Annotated in this window: 23 protein-coding genes; all 23 read left to right on the top strand. The window is 43.7% G+C overall.

Features of this window, described 5'->3' with window-relative positions:
- Positions 1 to 85 precede the first annotated feature (85 nt).
- Positions 86 to 382: a hypothetical protein gene (locus tag QVO88_RS08315; RefSeq protein ID WP_022288032.1), complete on the top strand. Its 297-nt coding sequence runs from the start codon at positions 86 to 88 to the stop codon at positions 380 to 382.
- Positions 366 to 641 (top strand): hypothetical protein, encoded by a 276-nt coding sequence (locus QVO88_RS08310; protein WP_022288031.1) that lies wholly within the window; start codon positions 366 to 368, stop codon positions 639 to 641. Before QVO88_RS08315 ends, QVO88_RS08310 begins: the two co-directional genes overlap by 17 nt.
- Complete coding sequence (locus QVO88_RS08305; RefSeq protein ID WP_022288030.1) at positions 638 to 862, top strand: hypothetical protein; 225 nt, start codon at positions 638 to 640, stop codon at positions 860 to 862. Before QVO88_RS08310 ends, QVO88_RS08305 begins: the two co-directional genes overlap by 4 nt.
- A 3-nt stretch (positions 863 to 865) precedes the next feature.
- Positions 866 to 1534, top strand: coding sequence for a hypothetical protein (locus QVO88_RS08300; RefSeq protein WP_022288029.1), 669 nt, complete (start codon positions 866 to 868; stop codon positions 1532 to 1534).
- Complete coding sequence (locus tag QVO88_RS08295) at positions 1535 to 2161, top strand: hypothetical protein (protein WP_022288028.1); 627 nt, start codon at positions 1535 to 1537, stop codon at positions 2159 to 2161. It begins immediately after the preceding gene.
- Positions 2161 to 2685 carry an ERCC4 domain-containing protein gene (locus tag QVO88_RS08290; RefSeq protein ID WP_022288027.1) on the top strand — a complete coding sequence of 175 codons (525 nt, stop codon included), beginning with the start codon at positions 2161 to 2163 and terminating at the stop codon, positions 2683 to 2685. Before QVO88_RS08295 ends, QVO88_RS08290 begins: the two co-directional genes overlap by 1 nt.
- Complete coding sequence (locus tag QVO88_RS08285; protein ID WP_022288026.1) at positions 2686 to 3171, top strand: hypothetical protein; 486 nt, start codon at positions 2686 to 2688, stop codon at positions 3169 to 3171.
- 15 nt (positions 3172 to 3186) lie between these two features.
- The gene (locus tag QVO88_RS08280; RefSeq protein ID WP_022288025.1) at positions 3187 to 5025 is read left to right on the top strand and encodes an AAA family ATPase; all 1839 of its coding nucleotides are present in this window, start codon (positions 3187 to 3189) and stop codon (positions 5023 to 5025) included.
- Positions 5026 to 5046: 21 nt separating this feature from the next.
- The gene (locus QVO88_RS08275) at positions 5047 to 5706 is read left to right on the top strand and encodes a hypothetical protein (RefSeq protein WP_022288024.1); all 660 of its coding nucleotides are present in this window, start codon (positions 5047 to 5049) and stop codon (positions 5704 to 5706) included.
- Between the two features lie 12 nt (positions 5707 to 5718).
- Entirely contained in the window at positions 5719 to 6105 is a 387-nt protein-coding gene (locus QVO88_RS08270; RefSeq protein ID WP_022288023.1) for a hypothetical protein, read from the top strand.
- Entirely contained in the window at positions 6098 to 6493 is a 396-nt protein-coding gene (locus tag QVO88_RS08265) for a hypothetical protein (protein ID WP_022288022.1), read from the top strand. Before QVO88_RS08270 ends, QVO88_RS08265 begins: the two co-directional genes overlap by 8 nt.
- 1 nt (position 6494) lies before the next feature.
- On the top strand, positions 6495 to 7172 hold the full coding sequence (locus tag QVO88_RS08260; protein WP_022288021.1) for a hypothetical protein: 678 nt from the start codon (positions 6495 to 6497) through the stop codon (positions 7170 to 7172).
- A gap of 1 nt (position 7173) precedes the next feature.
- Positions 7174 to 7323 carry a hypothetical protein gene (locus QVO88_RS08255; RefSeq protein ID WP_022288020.1) on the top strand — a complete coding sequence of 50 codons (150 nt, stop codon included), beginning with the start codon at positions 7174 to 7176 and terminating at the stop codon, positions 7321 to 7323.
- Positions 7324 to 7331: 8 nt separating this feature from the next.
- Positions 7332 to 8216 carry a phosphoadenosine phosphosulfate reductase family protein gene (locus QVO88_RS08250; RefSeq protein WP_022288019.1) on the top strand — a complete coding sequence of 295 codons (885 nt, stop codon included), beginning with the start codon at positions 7332 to 7334 and terminating at the stop codon, positions 8214 to 8216.
- Positions 8217 to 8218: 2 nt separating this feature from the next.
- Entirely contained in the window at positions 8219 to 8527 is a 309-nt protein-coding gene (locus tag QVO88_RS08245) for a hypothetical protein (RefSeq protein WP_022288018.1), read from the top strand.
- A 10-nt stretch (positions 8528 to 8537) separates the two neighbouring features.
- Complete coding sequence (locus QVO88_RS08240; RefSeq protein ID WP_022288017.1) at positions 8538 to 8813, top strand: hypothetical protein; 276 nt, start codon at positions 8538 to 8540, stop codon at positions 8811 to 8813.
- Positions 8814 to 8855: 42 nt separating this feature from the next.
- The gene (locus QVO88_RS08235) at positions 8856 to 9308 is read left to right on the top strand and encodes a YopX family protein (RefSeq protein ID WP_022288016.1); all 453 of its coding nucleotides are present in this window, start codon (positions 8856 to 8858) and stop codon (positions 9306 to 9308) included.
- Positions 9305 to 9640 (top strand): hypothetical protein, encoded by a 336-nt coding sequence (locus tag QVO88_RS08230; RefSeq protein ID WP_022288015.1) that lies wholly within the window; start codon positions 9305 to 9307, stop codon positions 9638 to 9640. Before QVO88_RS08235 ends, QVO88_RS08230 begins: the two co-directional genes overlap by 4 nt.
- A 1-nt stretch (position 9641) precedes the next feature.
- Positions 9642 to 10106 carry a hypothetical protein gene (locus QVO88_RS08225; protein ID WP_022288014.1) on the top strand — a complete coding sequence of 155 codons (465 nt, stop codon included), beginning with the start codon at positions 9642 to 9644 and terminating at the stop codon, positions 10104 to 10106.
- 327 nt (positions 10107 to 10433) lie between these two features.
- Positions 10434 to 10760: a hypothetical protein gene (locus tag QVO88_RS08220; RefSeq protein WP_265290791.1), complete on the top strand. Its 327-nt coding sequence runs from the start codon at positions 10434 to 10436 to the stop codon at positions 10758 to 10760.
- A gap of 78 nt (positions 10761 to 10838) precedes the next feature.
- The gene (locus QVO88_RS08215) at positions 10839 to 11180 is read left to right on the top strand and encodes a hypothetical protein (RefSeq protein WP_022288013.1); all 342 of its coding nucleotides are present in this window, start codon (positions 10839 to 10841) and stop codon (positions 11178 to 11180) included.
- A complete protein-coding gene (locus tag QVO88_RS08210; protein WP_022288012.1) occupies positions 11177 to 12838 on the top strand; it encodes a terminase large subunit in 1662 nt (553 codons plus the stop codon). Before QVO88_RS08215 ends, QVO88_RS08210 begins: the two co-directional genes overlap by 4 nt.
- 12 nt (positions 12839 to 12850) lie before the next feature.
- On the top strand, positions 12851 to 13566 hold a 716-nt coding region (locus QVO88_RS08205; protein WP_288177910.1), incomplete at its 3' end, for a hypothetical protein.

Below are 13566 nucleotides of genomic sequence, written 5' to 3'. Positions count from 1 at the left end.
AGGCTGTTTGGAGAGTAGCAGGCGCTACCCTGCAGAGATTTCAAGCTGGCAGAGCCAGCGATACTAGAAAGGAGAGGTCGAAAGCATGACAGTAAAAGAAAGGCTTGACGATATGGTCGTCATGGCATTAACGGAGCTAAAAATGAAAAAAACGCAAGAATGTGGCACTGTTACCGAAGGCGTTTACCCTATGATGATAGGCGACGTGTGGACGTTTGACGGAGCAATATCGGGTGTTCAGATATTTCCACCTGACATTCATGCCGTAGCGAAAGAGGTCGGAGCTGAGGTGCTGGAAAACGGAATTGAATCGTATTTCATATACAAAAATATCGCATTTTTCAAATATATGGGCGGTGATTTTAATGCGTTACACGGCTAATGATTGTGTCGGCTGTCCTGACGGGTGCAGATGTTGTGGCAGAGACCGCAATTACACTGTAGTCCAATGTGACAAATGCAGGGACGAACTAGACCTTGCAATTGAAAATGTTTTCTGCTACCAGGGCAAGGACTATTGCAAGGACTGTTTTCGTGAAATCCTGATTGAAGAAATCAACCAAAATGACGATATTTCAATCTATGACCTTGCCGAGCTGGCAGGGGTCGAGTATGACGAGGAGGATCTGAACCTGTTATGAGCGCAAGTTTTGAAAACGGCGTTCAGAAATATGTCAGGGGCTATGCGGTAGTTGAAACCGCGTTCCCTGTTGACAACAAAGGTGTTACATACGCCGCCTGCAAGTATTGCAGATTTTTCAGCCGCCGTTCTGGTCGGTGCAATCTGACTGACGAAATCGTATTTTTACCAGACACATTCGTGGGCGCTCAATGCCCACTAGAAATCAAAGAGGAGGAATAAAACATGGGACTACCAGTTCTAATCGAGGGTGAAAGTGGTAGCGGTAAGAGCCGTTCCCTCAAAAATTTCAAGCCAGGCGAGATAAGCATTTTTAACGTCGCTGGCAAGCCGCTGCCGTTCAAGAACAATGGCCTTGCGACGCTTTCAGTGGCAAAACTTGTAAAAGCCAACAAAGGCAAAAGCCGTTATGATGTTATCAAGGCGGCTATGTTTCAATCGAAATCAAAGGCATTTGCCATTGATGATAGCCAGTATCTCATGGCCTTCGATAGTTTCGACAAGGCAAAAGAACTAGGGTATGGAAAATTCACTGATATGGCGGTCAGTTTTGAACGGCTGATAGAATTTGTTATAAATGACCTGCCGTCAGACGTAATCGTGTACTTTTTGCACCACGTCGAACTAACCGACGGGGGCAAGTACAAAGCCAAAACTATCGGCAAAATGCTGGATAATCAGTTGACAGTTGAAGGGCTGTTTTCAATCGTGCTGTTCTGCACGGCTGACGAAAATCATCACTATTTCATCACGCAGTCGAGAGGCATTTCTACTGCGAAATCGCCCGAAGATATGTTTGACGATGAAATCGAAAATGATTTAAAATTCGTAGACACCAAAATCAGAGAGTATTGGAATTTAACTCCAAACGATATAGAAAGCGAGGAAAAGTAAATGATAGGAATTACAGGATATAAGCAGGCAGAGGCAACAAGTTTTTCAGAGCTGCCAAAGCTCCAGCCAGGCGGATATGTGCTGAAAATTCTCAACGTCAAAGTTGAACCCACTGATTGGGGTAGCAGACTAGCAATCCAGTTTGACATCGCAGAGGGTGAGTTCGAGGGCTTTTTTGACAAGCTGTATAAGGCTACCCCTGACGAGTGGGAGAACAAGAAGTGGAAGGGTTCAATGCGCCTGAGCATACCGCATAACACGGGTGATGAGACCAAGTTCAAGAAGTCGCTGGGCTACTTCAAATCTCAGATACAGGCGTTTGAGAATTCAAATGCAAATCTACATATCGACTGTGAAAGAGATTGGGACGAGAACGTTCTCAAAGGCAAGCTTGTGGGCGCCCTTTTTAACGAAAAAGAGTGGGAAAAGGACGGCAAAACAGGCTGGTTTACGCAATGCAAGCGCTTCGTGCCTGCAAACGATATCCGCAGTGGTAACTTCACGATTCCGAAGCGTGAAGAGCTGAAAAACAAGCCGTCAACAGCCAACAATGACAGTTTTGACCCGAACGCTAATCTGTCTGATTTCGTTGAAATCAACGCAGGCAATGACGCAGTGCCATTCTGATGCACCCGATAGATATTGACGCCACACTTAAAACGTTCTCGGTTGTCGTTGATAGCCGAGAGCAAAAGTGGGGACATATTGAAAAGGCTCTAAAAGCCACAGAAACGCCATATACGCAACACAAATTAAACTATGGTGATTATACTTGCGAAGCCGTAAAACCTAATAGCGAGCCTGTAAGCCTTGCTCAGAGCGTTGTTATTGAGCGCAAGGCGAATTTGGACGAAATCGTGGGCAATTTCACGAAAGGGCGAGAGCGTTTTGACCGTGAATTCAAACGGTCGGTTGAAGACCATGCAAAGGTGTTTTTAATGGTCGAAGATGATAGATTGTGGGAAAATATCCTGCTACACAACTACCGCAGTAAAATGCCACCGAAGGCACTATTGGCAACGTTCTGTTCATGGCAGGCACGATATAACATTACGATCATAGCGTGTCGGAAACAAGAGAGTGGCACACTGATAAAAGCGATACTATACTACGCTTTGCGAGATTATCTTCAGAAATTGGGTGGTGATTAAATGCTAGAAAATGGATTTATAACACTAGAACGAAAAATATGCACATGGCGTTGGTTTCGTGAACCGAACACATTGGTAGTGTTTTTATATCTGATTTTGCAGGCAAATTATGAACCGCATGATTTTGAAAACATCACAATTCAGCGTGGGCAGATAGCTACAAGTTATCCAAGCATTGCCAAAAGCACGGGTTTGTCAATAAAAAGCGTAAGGACAGCAATAAAACATCTAATTGAGACAGGGGAAGTGGCAGTCTCAAAATATCCACGATATAGCGTTTATACCGTGGTTTGCTATGACAAATATCAAGACAAGCGGCAGAGTGTCGGGCAGGCTAAGGGCAGGCAAGGGGCAGGCTGTGGGCAGGCTAAGGGCACCAATGAAAAGAAAGCAACAAAGTATAACAAAGATAAAGAAATATATGCTGCTCCCGCAGCGCACACAAACGGCAGACGGACGGACAATCCAGGCAGGACAGATTTTTGAGTGAGGTGAAAAAACATGGGATATACAATGCGTGATGATGATGTGGTCGGTCTGGCTGTGGCATTAAATGCAGAAACGCACCGCAAGGGGCGTGAGCTGTATTTCAAATACTGTCCGTACTGCAATGGGGGCGGTCATGACAAAGATACATTTTCTGTAAATCTTGACACGGGAGCATTCAAGTGTTTTCGTAGCAGTTGTGGCATGACAGGTCATTTCGTACAGCTTGCAAGAGATTTCAACTATCCGTTGGAATTTGACGATGAACAGAAAAAGAAATACCGCACGTTACCGCCAGTGAAGATAGTCACCCGTGACAAGGCGGTTGAATACCTGCGGTCAAGGGGAATTTCGGAGATCACCACACGAAAATACAATATCACTGTCGGCGATAAACGTGACAATCTGCTGATGTTTCCATTTTTTGATGAAAACAACGTGTTGACTTCGGTCAAATACCGCAAGACAGATTTTGTCAAGGGCAGAGACAATCAAAAAGAGTGGTTTGAAAAGAACACAAAACCGATATTGTTTGGAATGAACCGATGCACGGAAAAGCATGATAGGCTGATAGTCACGGAGGGACAGATTGATAGTCTGTCGGTGGCAGATTGTCAGATAGATAATGTGGTATCTGTACCAGGCGGACAGAGCAATAAAACATGGGTGCCGTTCTGCTATGATTTCGTTGACAGCTTCGACGAAATTGTAATTTTCGGAGACCATGAACACGGCCATGTAACACTTGTTGACCAGTTTACTACGTCATTTCCACACAAAAAATTGAAAGTTGTCAGGGCACAAGACTATTTGGGCGAAAAGGACGCAAATGCAATCCTACAGAAATACGGCTGTAAAGCGATATGCGACGCTGTGAACAACGCCGAAGAAATACCTGTCACGGCTGTCAAAAAATTATCGCAGGTCAAGGCGGTAAATCTGGATAAGCAGGAGCATATCAGAACTGGCATATACGATGTTGACCGATATATCGGCGGTATCTATATGGGGCAGGTAGTGGTTATCACGGGCAAGCGTGGCGAGGGTAAATCAACGCTGGCGTCACAGATAATTGCAAATGCACTAGACCAATCAGACCTTGACGGCAATCCGTATTCGATTTTCGTTTATTCGGGCGAATTGCCTGACTACCATTTCAAACGCTGGCTGGATCTCCAAATTGCAGGAAAACAAAACGTCTTGCGTTCGGTTAACGAATATGGTGACGAGACCTATGACATTCCTGATGATGTGGTCGATAAAATCAACCGCTGGTATGATGATAGGGCGTACATATTTGACAACACGGCTGTGACGGCTGAAATTAAACTTGACGGCGATAATGCGAAACGTGACGGCAAGATATCATTGTTGGGTACGATTGAAACGGCTATCCGCAGATTTAATGTCAAACTGATACTAATTGACAACCTCATGACGGCACTGGACGTTGACCTCAGCAAAGAATTGTATCGGGCGCAGTCCGATTTTGTAAACGCCGTTAAATACATAGCGGTTAAATATAACGTAGCTATCATACTGATAGCGCACCCACGCAAAACCGCCGACGGCATTGAACTGAATGCGGATAGTGTCAGCGGTTCGGGCGACATCACAAATAGAGTTGATTTGGTTTTAACATATAGCAAAAATAGCGACGACGACAAAGACGATTTTCAAAGCAAAATTGCCATTGTAAAAAACCGATTGACAGGCAACGTGGCAGACAACATCAAGGTCGCCTACAGCCAGATTTGTAAACGTATCGGCTGTAACAATGCTGAATGGGGCAGGATCTACGGCTGCTTCAAAGATGTTGACACGGCTGAGGACGAAGATTTGCCGCCGTTCTAAAAAAATGAGGAGGAATAAAAAATGAACAAGAAAGAATTTAAACAGTGGGTCAAAAAGACATACAGAGATTTTCAAAAAGATAAGCAGGCGATTGCGTACAGTGGTTGCAGTGACGTGGTTATTGTTTATGACACAACAGCCGTTAAATCCGCTATTGCAAAATGTTACCCACAAGATACATTTGACTATGACACAGGTGTTGCTATCGCCTATGCAAGATTGAAAGGAATTGAAATTCCAAAGGTCGAGGAAGAGCCAGAGTTCAAGCGAGTTGGAAACGGACAGGAATACTACTGCATAGGTAAATTCAATACGGCTCGTTTTGGAGCTGTCTACACACTAGAAACAGATCATTTTTTGGATAAAGCATCTTTTGAAAACAACAACTATTTCCACACAAGAAAACGTGCCGAAGAAGTTGCTGATAAAATCAACCTTTTACTGAAACTGGAAAGGTTACACGATACCTATTGTCCTGACTATGTACCTGATTGGCAGGACAATGCAAGAAAATACTACGTTTTTTATGGTACGAAAGACAGTACATACTATGTTGGTGGTTGTCTTGCTGCGGATAGAAAACCATGCGTTTATTTTCCAACAACAGAAATTGCACAAAAGGTTTGCGACATTCTGAACGGCGAAACAAAAAATGCAAAAAGCCTTTGTGGGGCTTGCTGACGAGGTGTACAAATGGAAAGAACAGAGATTGACAAGCTAGCATATCGTGGTGAAGAACTACCGAACGATAGCAATATTTTTGATGAGATATATTGGCTGGCTATGTACTATCTGTACAAAACCGCCACACTGAACAACATTCCTGCAGAGCAGGCAGCAAAAGCCAAGAGCGCCTTGACACAGAAACTGGACAAGCAGATAAAGCGGAGCGAACCTAACGAAAACGTGATAGCGGCATTCAATGACAGTGTACGTGTTATGCGTGAAATGGAAAAATTCATCAGACCTTATGCGGAATTTGAAAAGAAAAGCCGTGAAGAGCTGATAGAATTTATCAAGCATATGTTCGATGTGCTGTCAGGGCTAGGTCCGTATGAGGAGGACGAAGAGCATGGGTAACAATAAATTCTGCACCAGCTGCAAATATTTCGAGAAGTCACCTGACAACTGCGGCAGAAAGAACGGAAAATATGGGCTGTGTAAATATGGTGTGAGACAGGGACTTTGCCCGAGAGTAGTCAACTATCAGCACACTATCTGCGAAGTGTTCAAGGACAAGATAGAGGCTGTGAAATGCAGTGCTGCTACGACGCTTTGTTGGTACTGCAAACACGCAGTGCCAAAGAGTGACAAGCTGACAGGTGAACAGATAACAGGGTGCAGCTGGTCGATGGACAGACAACCTGTTGCCGGTTGGAAGACGCGCGGTCATAGGGTTTACGAAGGGCAGAAAGGCACGTTGCATTCATATACTGTGACTGAGTGTCCTGAGTTTGAGGAGGGATAAAATGAAGGTATTAATAGCGTGCGAAGAGTCACAAGAGGTCTGCAAGGCATTTCGTGCAAAAGGGCACGAAGCATACAGCTGCGACATTCAGATGTGTTCAGGCGGTCACCCTGAGTGGCATATCTTAGGCGATGCTCTGGCCGTTATCAACGGCAATGCAAACTTCACAACTTGCGACGGACAGGCACACACGATTGGCAAATGGGATTTGCTGATAGCTCACCCACCGTGCACATATCTTAGCAACGCAGGGGCAGTACGGCTGTACAAAAAAATTAATGAAAAAAGATACATTGATCTTGAAAGATTTGAAAATGGACAAGACGCAAAAGAATTTTTCCTGAAATTTATTCATGCACCTGTTGAAAAAATAGCTGTTGAAAATCCAATCCCGTCTGGAGTATATCGATTGCCAAAATACACGCAGATTATACAGCCGTATGAATACGGACACCCATACAGTAAGAAAACGTGTTTGTGGCTGAAAAATCTGCCTAAATTGACACCGACAAATGTTGTTAAACCCATATGTTCATGGGTGTCAGGCGGTAGCAAAAAGTCGGACGGCACTGCGCGCACAAACTGCGGAATGCCGTTTCGTGACAGCAAGACAAAATCCAAAACATTTTCAGGCATAGCACAAGCAATGGCTGAACAATGGGGAAGTGAGGAGGAATAACATGGTAAAAATCAAACCCGAATACATTTTTCCGCTTCTGCTGATTTTGCTGGACGTGGGAGCGGCAATTATATACGCCGTGCAAAAGGATTACAAGAAAGCCGTCTACTGGATAGCGGCGGCAGTGTTGAATGTGACAGTAACTTTTTAGGAGGCTATATGGATAGTGCAAAAGAACAAAAGGCTATCGAACGTCTGAAAGCGTTTGAACCTGCGGACGGATATTATTTAGCGTATAGCGGTGGAAAAGATAGCGATTGTATCAAAGTCTTGGCACAACTTGCTGGAGTTAAGTTTGAAGCAGTACATAATCTGACAACCATTGATGCGCCCGAAACTGTTAGATATGTTCAATCTCTGCCAGATGTCAGAATTGACAAGGCGTATGACAAGAACGGCAATCACATTACAATGTGGAATCTGATTGTCAAGAAGCTAATGCCACCGACACGCATTGCACGTTATTGCTGTAGCGAATTAAAAGAACGTGGCGGCACAGGACGTGTTGTTATTACTGGCGTTAGGTGGTCTGAAAGTGGACGTCGCAGAGAATCAGCGGACGTTGTTAAAATTATCGGGAAACCTAAATCAACGATGAAAATAGCTGATGAAATAGGCACAGAATATCAACAAACGTATCAGGGCGGAATCATTTTTAATGATGATAATGACAAAAATCGTAGGTTGGTTGAACACTGCTATCGCACTACGAAAACTATGGTAAACCCTATAGTCGATTGGTCTGACGACGAAGTGTGGGATTTTTTGGGCTACTATGGTTGCAAATCAAATCCGCTGTATGAATGCGGTTTTAATCGTATAGGTTGCATTGGCTGTCCTATGGCAGGAAAACATAGATACGTTGAATTTGAACGATATCCGAAATACAAACAAAATTATATAACGGCATTTGATAGAATGCTAGAACGTAAAAAGCAGCTTGGAAAAGATGCTAAAATGTCATGGCAAACAGGCCAAGACGTTTTTCGCTGGTGGCTAGGCGAAGATTTCAACCAGCTGACATTTGATGATTTGGAGGTATAAAGATGACAAAATATATCGACGCAGACAATCTGATTAACGAACTATCGGCGGCGTGTATGCCGATATACAAAAAAGGCATAACAGGCATTCTGGGTGATAACAGCAGCATCGCTGATATAATCAACGAACAACCTACCGCAGACGTGCAGGAAGCAAGGCACGGAAAGTGGGAAAGCACAGAATTAATGTATGAAAACGGCTGTACAAGATGTAGTGAATGTAAAACAGAATATTATGCAAGCGATTTAGAAGAAATATGCGGCGATACGTTCCCGATTTATTGTCCACTTTGCGGAGCAAGAATGGATTGAGGTTATCGGAATGGCTGAATGGAGAGTATATGATTATGACACGCCACAATGTACACATTGCGGTATGTGGATGCCGTTTGCAAGATACCGCCGTGGGCAGAGTACAGATGCAAGAAGTATCACAGACTTCTGTCCGTCATGCGGAGCAAAAATGATAGCAATGCCCATGTGCGAGACTTGCAAATATGGAAACGGCGAATGGAAAGACGATGGCATTTGCTTTGCTTGTAGGGAACAGGTGTGGATACCAGGAAAACCACACAGACAAGTTGGCAACGAAGCGTAGTGTTATAATTGTGTGAGAATATTGATTTGGAGGTAATCAACGATGCGTGAAATATTATTTCGTGGCAAGCGCATTGCCAATGACGAATGGGTAAGTGGGTATTACGTTGTCAGAAAGCGTCCATATTTCAAGGGCAAGGGTGCTGATTTTGAACACATTATTTGCGACAATCTGGTAATCGATGATTCCAATGACAAACAGTTTGTTGACACAATCCCGATAACATATTCGGTTGACCCTGAAACTGTCGGTCAGTACACAGGATTGACAGACGTGAACGGCAATAAGATTTTTGAGGGGGATCTCTGCCTGTGCGACAGAAACATTTCAAAACATATTGACAAAAAGGTTTTTGAAATTAAATTTGACCCTGAGGCTGGATTTTTCGGAGAAAGTGACACGTCAAACATATGCCCTAGCGATTTTTATATGTGCGAAATTATCGGAAATATTTTTGACACCCCTGAATTTCTGAAAGCTGGTGAAATGCCATGAAAGCACGAACGAACATCGTCAAACAAAGCGACATTAAGAAAGAGGTCGCAAAGGAAATGCAAAAAAGATATAGCGAACTGCAAGGCGAAATTATGCAGGATATCACAGAACAGATAATGGCGACTGTTTTGTGGACGCTAGATAAGTGGTACGGCTGGAAAGGCAAGCGCCTGCGTGCATTTATCGACGCAGTAAATAGTACGTTTGACATCATGGACACGGCTGAATTTGACAACGATAACAACGCCAGCTATCTGAAAGAGACATACGGCATTGACCTGTCGGAACTGATATCAACGGAAATGACTGACAGGGTGCAGAAAGGCGGTTGAAATGACAGCGAAAGAATATTTGCAGAACGCCTATAAAATTGAAAGGCGTGTGAAAATCATTGAAAACAAGGTCAAAAAACTGCGGTCACAACTAGAATATGCTGGCATATCATACGAAAGCGCAGGTGCTAGTCATGGTAGTTGCAATGGCGACAAGATGTCAAGTACCATAGAACGCATAGCAGAATACGAACGCAGACAGCAGGAACTGGCGCTGATACTGATTGACAAACGTTTGCAAATTGAACAATCCATTGACGCAGTGGCAGACGCAGATCAGCGAGAAGTTCTTGAAAGGCGGTATCTTTTTTATCAGCGCTGGGTGGGGAAATTCGACAAAGAAAATGGTGAATACATAATGGGAATCACTGACTATATGAACTATTCAGAACGAACAATTTATAAAATTCACGGCGAAGCCCTGAAACATATCATCGTTCCGAAAGAGTGCAGTGAAATGCAGTGAAATGCAGTTATTAATCTGCTATACTGTATAATAGCCCGATAGGGCGAAAGGTCAGTTGGCTATCTCCTCAATAAAAGCCAACCTTATACTTTACGCCTGAGTGGCTAGCCCTCAGGCAATGTGCAGGGGCGGTGCGCCATCACTTAACCTGCTCCATGTTTTTTACTTCTTTTTGTTTTAGATCTCCTGACTTCCGCTATGGCATTAGCTATGGCGGATATATCGGTCGATACTGCGATGATGTTGACACCGATACCAATCAGCCACACACACCTCTTAGCAATGTGTCCCATGTGTGGCATTTTTTTATTTTATGGGGGCGGCACTATGAAAGACTTTGCATATTCATTTTACCGCTCAGCGGCATGGAAGAAGTGTCGCCAATCTTACATTGACAAACGTATATTAATCGACGGCGGTCTTTGCGAAGAATGTCATGAACGTGCTGGATATATCGTTCATCACCGAACATTGTTGACACCAGCAAACATTCGTGACCCTGAGGTATCATTAAACCATGCCAATCTCGAATTTGTATGCAAAAAATGTCATGATAACTTCGAGGGTCATTTCTACCAAAAATCGCCTAAAAAATTAACAAAATGTGAATTTGACGCATCGGGTATGCCCATGCCCCCCTCAAATTTGGACTGAAATTTTTCCTAAGATACCGAGGGGGCAAAGGTCATTTTTTACGCACGATAAAATCGCATAAGGGGGTGTAATCTGACAATGGCAAAAACCAAAAAGAATTTGAGCGAGCTGCGAAAAGCCGTGGATAGTTGTGAACCAGCTAAAAGAGAACTGGGCATAAAGCTATTAGATCAGCTGGAGTACATGGAGGATCTGCTTAGTGAATATCAGAAAAAGATAAAAGCAGAGGGCGCAATCATCGAAGCAACAAACGGCAATGGTTTTACTGTCAAGACAGAGCACCCAGCAAGTAAAGCGTATGCAGCACTGATTGGAAAGTACAATGCAATGGCTAAGACAGTTGAAGATATTATCCTTGACAGCCTGCAAAAATCTGAGGGCGACGAACTGTTGGAATTTCTAGGCGGTGCAAAGCGTTGACGGAATTTGAAAAATATTTTACTGGCATTTATGACGGAAATATCGTTGCGTGTGAAAAAATGAAAAAGGTTTCGGAAATGCTGCTGAACAGATTTGCAAGCCCTGATGAATTTCATTTTGACGAAGCTATTGCAACACGACACACGGATTTTATAGAAAAATTCTGTAAGCAGCCGTCTGGAAAACTAGGTCAGCCGTTGAAGTTAGAACTTTTTCAAAAAGCGAGATTGCAAGCATTATTCGGTTTTGTTGACGATAACAACCTACGCCAGTATAACGAATGCCTGATAATCGAAGGTCGAAAGAACGGCAAGACAACGGAAACTGCGGCGGTCGAAAATGATATGCTGGTCAATGACGGAGAGGGTTCACCGCAGATATATAACATCGCCACAATGCTAGACCAGGCAAAGCTAGGTTTCAACGCCTGCTATAAAATGATAAAACAATCGCCATTGCTGAGCAAGCATATTCGCAAACGTGCAGCCGATTTGTACTTCCCATTGAACATGGGATTTATAAAAGCCCTTGCGAGCAACTCAAACAGCCTTGACGGTTTGGACGTTCACTGCGGTGTTATCGACGAATTGGCGGCGATTAAAAATCGAGATCTATATGATTTGATAAAACAAGCAATGGGCGCTAGACAGCAGCCCATTTTATTTTGCATTACAACAAACGGCTTCGTCCGTGGCGGCATTTTTGACGCCCAATACGAGTATGCAAATAATTTGCTATATGGACGGCTGACGGAAAATAATAACAGGTTTCTGCCGTTTATCTATGAGTTGGATAGTCCCGACGAATGGGACAAGGAAGAATGTTGGATAAAAGCAAACCCTGGGCTGGGCACGATAAAATCAACCGACTATCTGCGCCAAATGGTGCAAAAAGCCAAAGATGATCCTAGTTTCAAGGCAACAGTTATGGTCAAGGATTTCAACCTTCCGCAAAATACCGAAAGCGGCTGGCTGAGATGGGACGAGCTGAACAATGAAGAAACTGTCGTGGACTATCCGTTCAGATATTTCATTGGCGGTTTTGACGCTGCTGATTATATAGACCTGAATGCCGCAAAGGCTATCTGCAAAAAGCCTGATGATGATAGGTTGTATATAAAATCTATGTACTGGATACCACAAGCCGTTCTTGACGCTGACGCTGAAAAGGGCGACAGACGTGGACGAGATAGTGTGCCGTATGAACTGTGGAAATCGCAAGGTCTGCTGAGGACGTGTGAGGGAAACAAGGTCAACAAGCGTGTTATCCTAGACTGGTTTTTGGAACTGAGAGATAAGGAAGACATCTATCCTTTGGCTATCGGCTATGACCCTTGGCACGTTTCGGACGAGCTGATAAAAGCGTTTGAAGAAGAGTTCGGCAAGGGCGTTTTAGTACCTGTGCGCCAGGGCGTTATCACGTTGTCTGACCCGATGAAGAATCTGAAAGCTGAATTTCAGCGACACAACATCGTTTATGACAACAACCCGATTGACAAATGGTGTTTTCTGAATACGGCTGTCAAGACGGACGTCAACGGCAACATTCAGCCGTGTAAGAAATCTGACCGAACACAGAGAATAGACGGACTTGCGGCGTTGCTAGACGCATATGTGGTCTATTATAATCGACAGGAAGAATTTGAAAGTTTGATATAAGGAAGGAACAAAATGAAAGGTGAAACATACGAGCAATTCGTTGAAAAATTTAAGCCCAAAAAAACCACTGATGACTGTTACACACCGCCACTGATTTACGATGGCGTGGCTGATTGGGTCTGCACAGAATATGGCATAAATCGTGATGCTTTTTGTAGACCATTCTATCCCGGTGGCGATTATGAAACGTTTGACTATACAGGTAAGATCGTAGTTGATAATCCGCCATTCAGCATTCTCAGCAAGATTTTACGCTTTTATATCGAAAGAAACATAAAATTTTTTTTGTTTGCACCTGCTCTCACTCTATTTTCAGGAGCGACAGAACACTGTACAGCAATTCCGGTTGGTGTAGCTGTAACATATGAAAATGGGGCAGTCGTTAGCACGTCGTTTGTAACAAATCTTGATGATAGCGACATTCGGGTTCGCACCGCCCCACGCCTTTATAAGATTTTAAAAAGCTGTAATGATGCTAGCAGAAAAGAGAAAACTAAAACAATGCCGAAGTATGAATACCCGAAAAGCGTTGCAACAGCGGCTGAAATCAATCGACTTTCAAAGGCTGGCATTGACTTTGAAATCAGAAAATCTGAAAGCCTTCGTGTTCGTGCCCTTGATGCTCAACTTTTGCAAAAAAAAGCAATATTCGGGTCGGGATACCTCATCTCGGATTACGCCGCCATGCGTTTAGAGCGAGCAGAACGAGAGCGAGCAGAACGAGAGCG

This window comes from Ruminococcus sp. CAG:57 (assembly GCF_000435935.1).
GTDB classification, from domain to species: Bacteria; Bacillota; Clostridia; order Oscillospirales; family Ruminococcaceae; genus Hominimerdicola; species Hominimerdicola aceti.
The sequence above is the reverse complement of the archived record's forward strand: the minus strand, read 5'-3'. Positions and strand labels throughout refer to the sequence as shown.

Excerpts from the sequence above, each read along its gene's own strand:
- QVO88_RS08270 (WP_022288023.1), top strand. The coding sequence starts at position 5,719 with ATGGAAAGAACAGAGATTGACAAGCTAGCATATCGTGGTGAAGAACTA.
- QVO88_RS08265 (WP_022288022.1), top strand. The coding sequence starts at position 6,098 with ATGGGTAACAATAAATTCTGCACCAGCTGCAAATATTTCGAGAAGTCA.
- QVO88_RS08240 (WP_022288017.1), top strand. The coding sequence starts at position 8,538 with ATGGCTGAATGGAGAGTATATGATTATGACACGCCACAATGTACACAT.
- QVO88_RS08300 (WP_022288029.1), top strand. The coding sequence starts at position 866 with ATGGGACTACCAGTTCTAATCGAGGGTGAAAGTGGTAGCGGTAAGAGC.
- QVO88_RS08275 (WP_022288024.1), top strand. The coding sequence starts at position 5,047 with ATGAACAAGAAAGAATTTAAACAGTGGGTCAAAAAGACATACAGAGAT.
- QVO88_RS08295 (WP_022288028.1), top strand. The coding sequence starts at position 1,535 with ATGATAGGAATTACAGGATATAAGCAGGCAGAGGCAACAAGTTTTTCA.
- QVO88_RS08310 (WP_022288031.1), top strand. The coding sequence starts at position 366 with ATGCGTTACACGGCTAATGATTGTGTCGGCTGTCCTGACGGGTGCAGA.
- QVO88_RS08245 (WP_022288018.1), top strand. The coding sequence starts at position 8,219 with ATGACAAAATATATCGACGCAGACAATCTGATTAACGAACTATCGGCG.
- QVO88_RS08290 (WP_022288027.1), top strand. The coding sequence starts at position 2,161 with ATGCACCCGATAGATATTGACGCCACACTTAAAACGTTCTCGGTTGTC.
- QVO88_RS08255 (WP_022288020.1), top strand. The coding sequence starts at position 7,174 with ATGGTAAAAATCAAACCCGAATACATTTTTCCGCTTCTGCTGATTTTG.
- QVO88_RS08215 (WP_022288013.1), top strand. The coding sequence starts at position 10,839 with ATGGCAAAAACCAAAAAGAATTTGAGCGAGCTGCGAAAAGCCGTGGAT.
- QVO88_RS08235 (WP_022288016.1), top strand. The coding sequence starts at position 8,856 with ATGCGTGAAATATTATTTCGTGGCAAGCGCATTGCCAATGACGAATGG.
- QVO88_RS08305 (WP_022288030.1), top strand. The coding sequence starts at position 638 with ATGAGCGCAAGTTTTGAAAACGGCGTTCAGAAATATGTCAGGGGCTAT.
- QVO88_RS08230 (WP_022288015.1), top strand. The coding sequence starts at position 9,305 with ATGAAAGCACGAACGAACATCGTCAAACAAAGCGACATTAAGAAAGAG.
- QVO88_RS08260 (WP_022288021.1), top strand. The coding sequence starts at position 6,495 with ATGAAGGTATTAATAGCGTGCGAAGAGTCACAAGAGGTCTGCAAGGCA.
- QVO88_RS08225 (WP_022288014.1), top strand. The coding sequence starts at position 9,642 with ATGACAGCGAAAGAATATTTGCAGAACGCCTATAAAATTGAAAGGCGT.
- QVO88_RS08220 (WP_265290791.1), top strand. The coding sequence starts at position 10,434 with ATGAAAGACTTTGCATATTCATTTTACCGCTCAGCGGCATGGAAGAAG.
- QVO88_RS08280 (WP_022288025.1), top strand. The coding sequence starts at position 3,187 with ATGGGATATACAATGCGTGATGATGATGTGGTCGGTCTGGCTGTGGCA.
- QVO88_RS08250 (WP_022288019.1), top strand. The coding sequence starts at position 7,332 with ATGGATAGTGCAAAAGAACAAAAGGCTATCGAACGTCTGAAAGCGTTT.
- QVO88_RS08315 (WP_022288032.1), top strand. The coding sequence starts at position 86 with ATGACAGTAAAAGAAAGGCTTGACGATATGGTCGTCATGGCATTAACG.
- QVO88_RS08285 (WP_022288026.1), top strand. The coding sequence starts at position 2,686 with ATGCTAGAAAATGGATTTATAACACTAGAACGAAAAATATGCACATGG.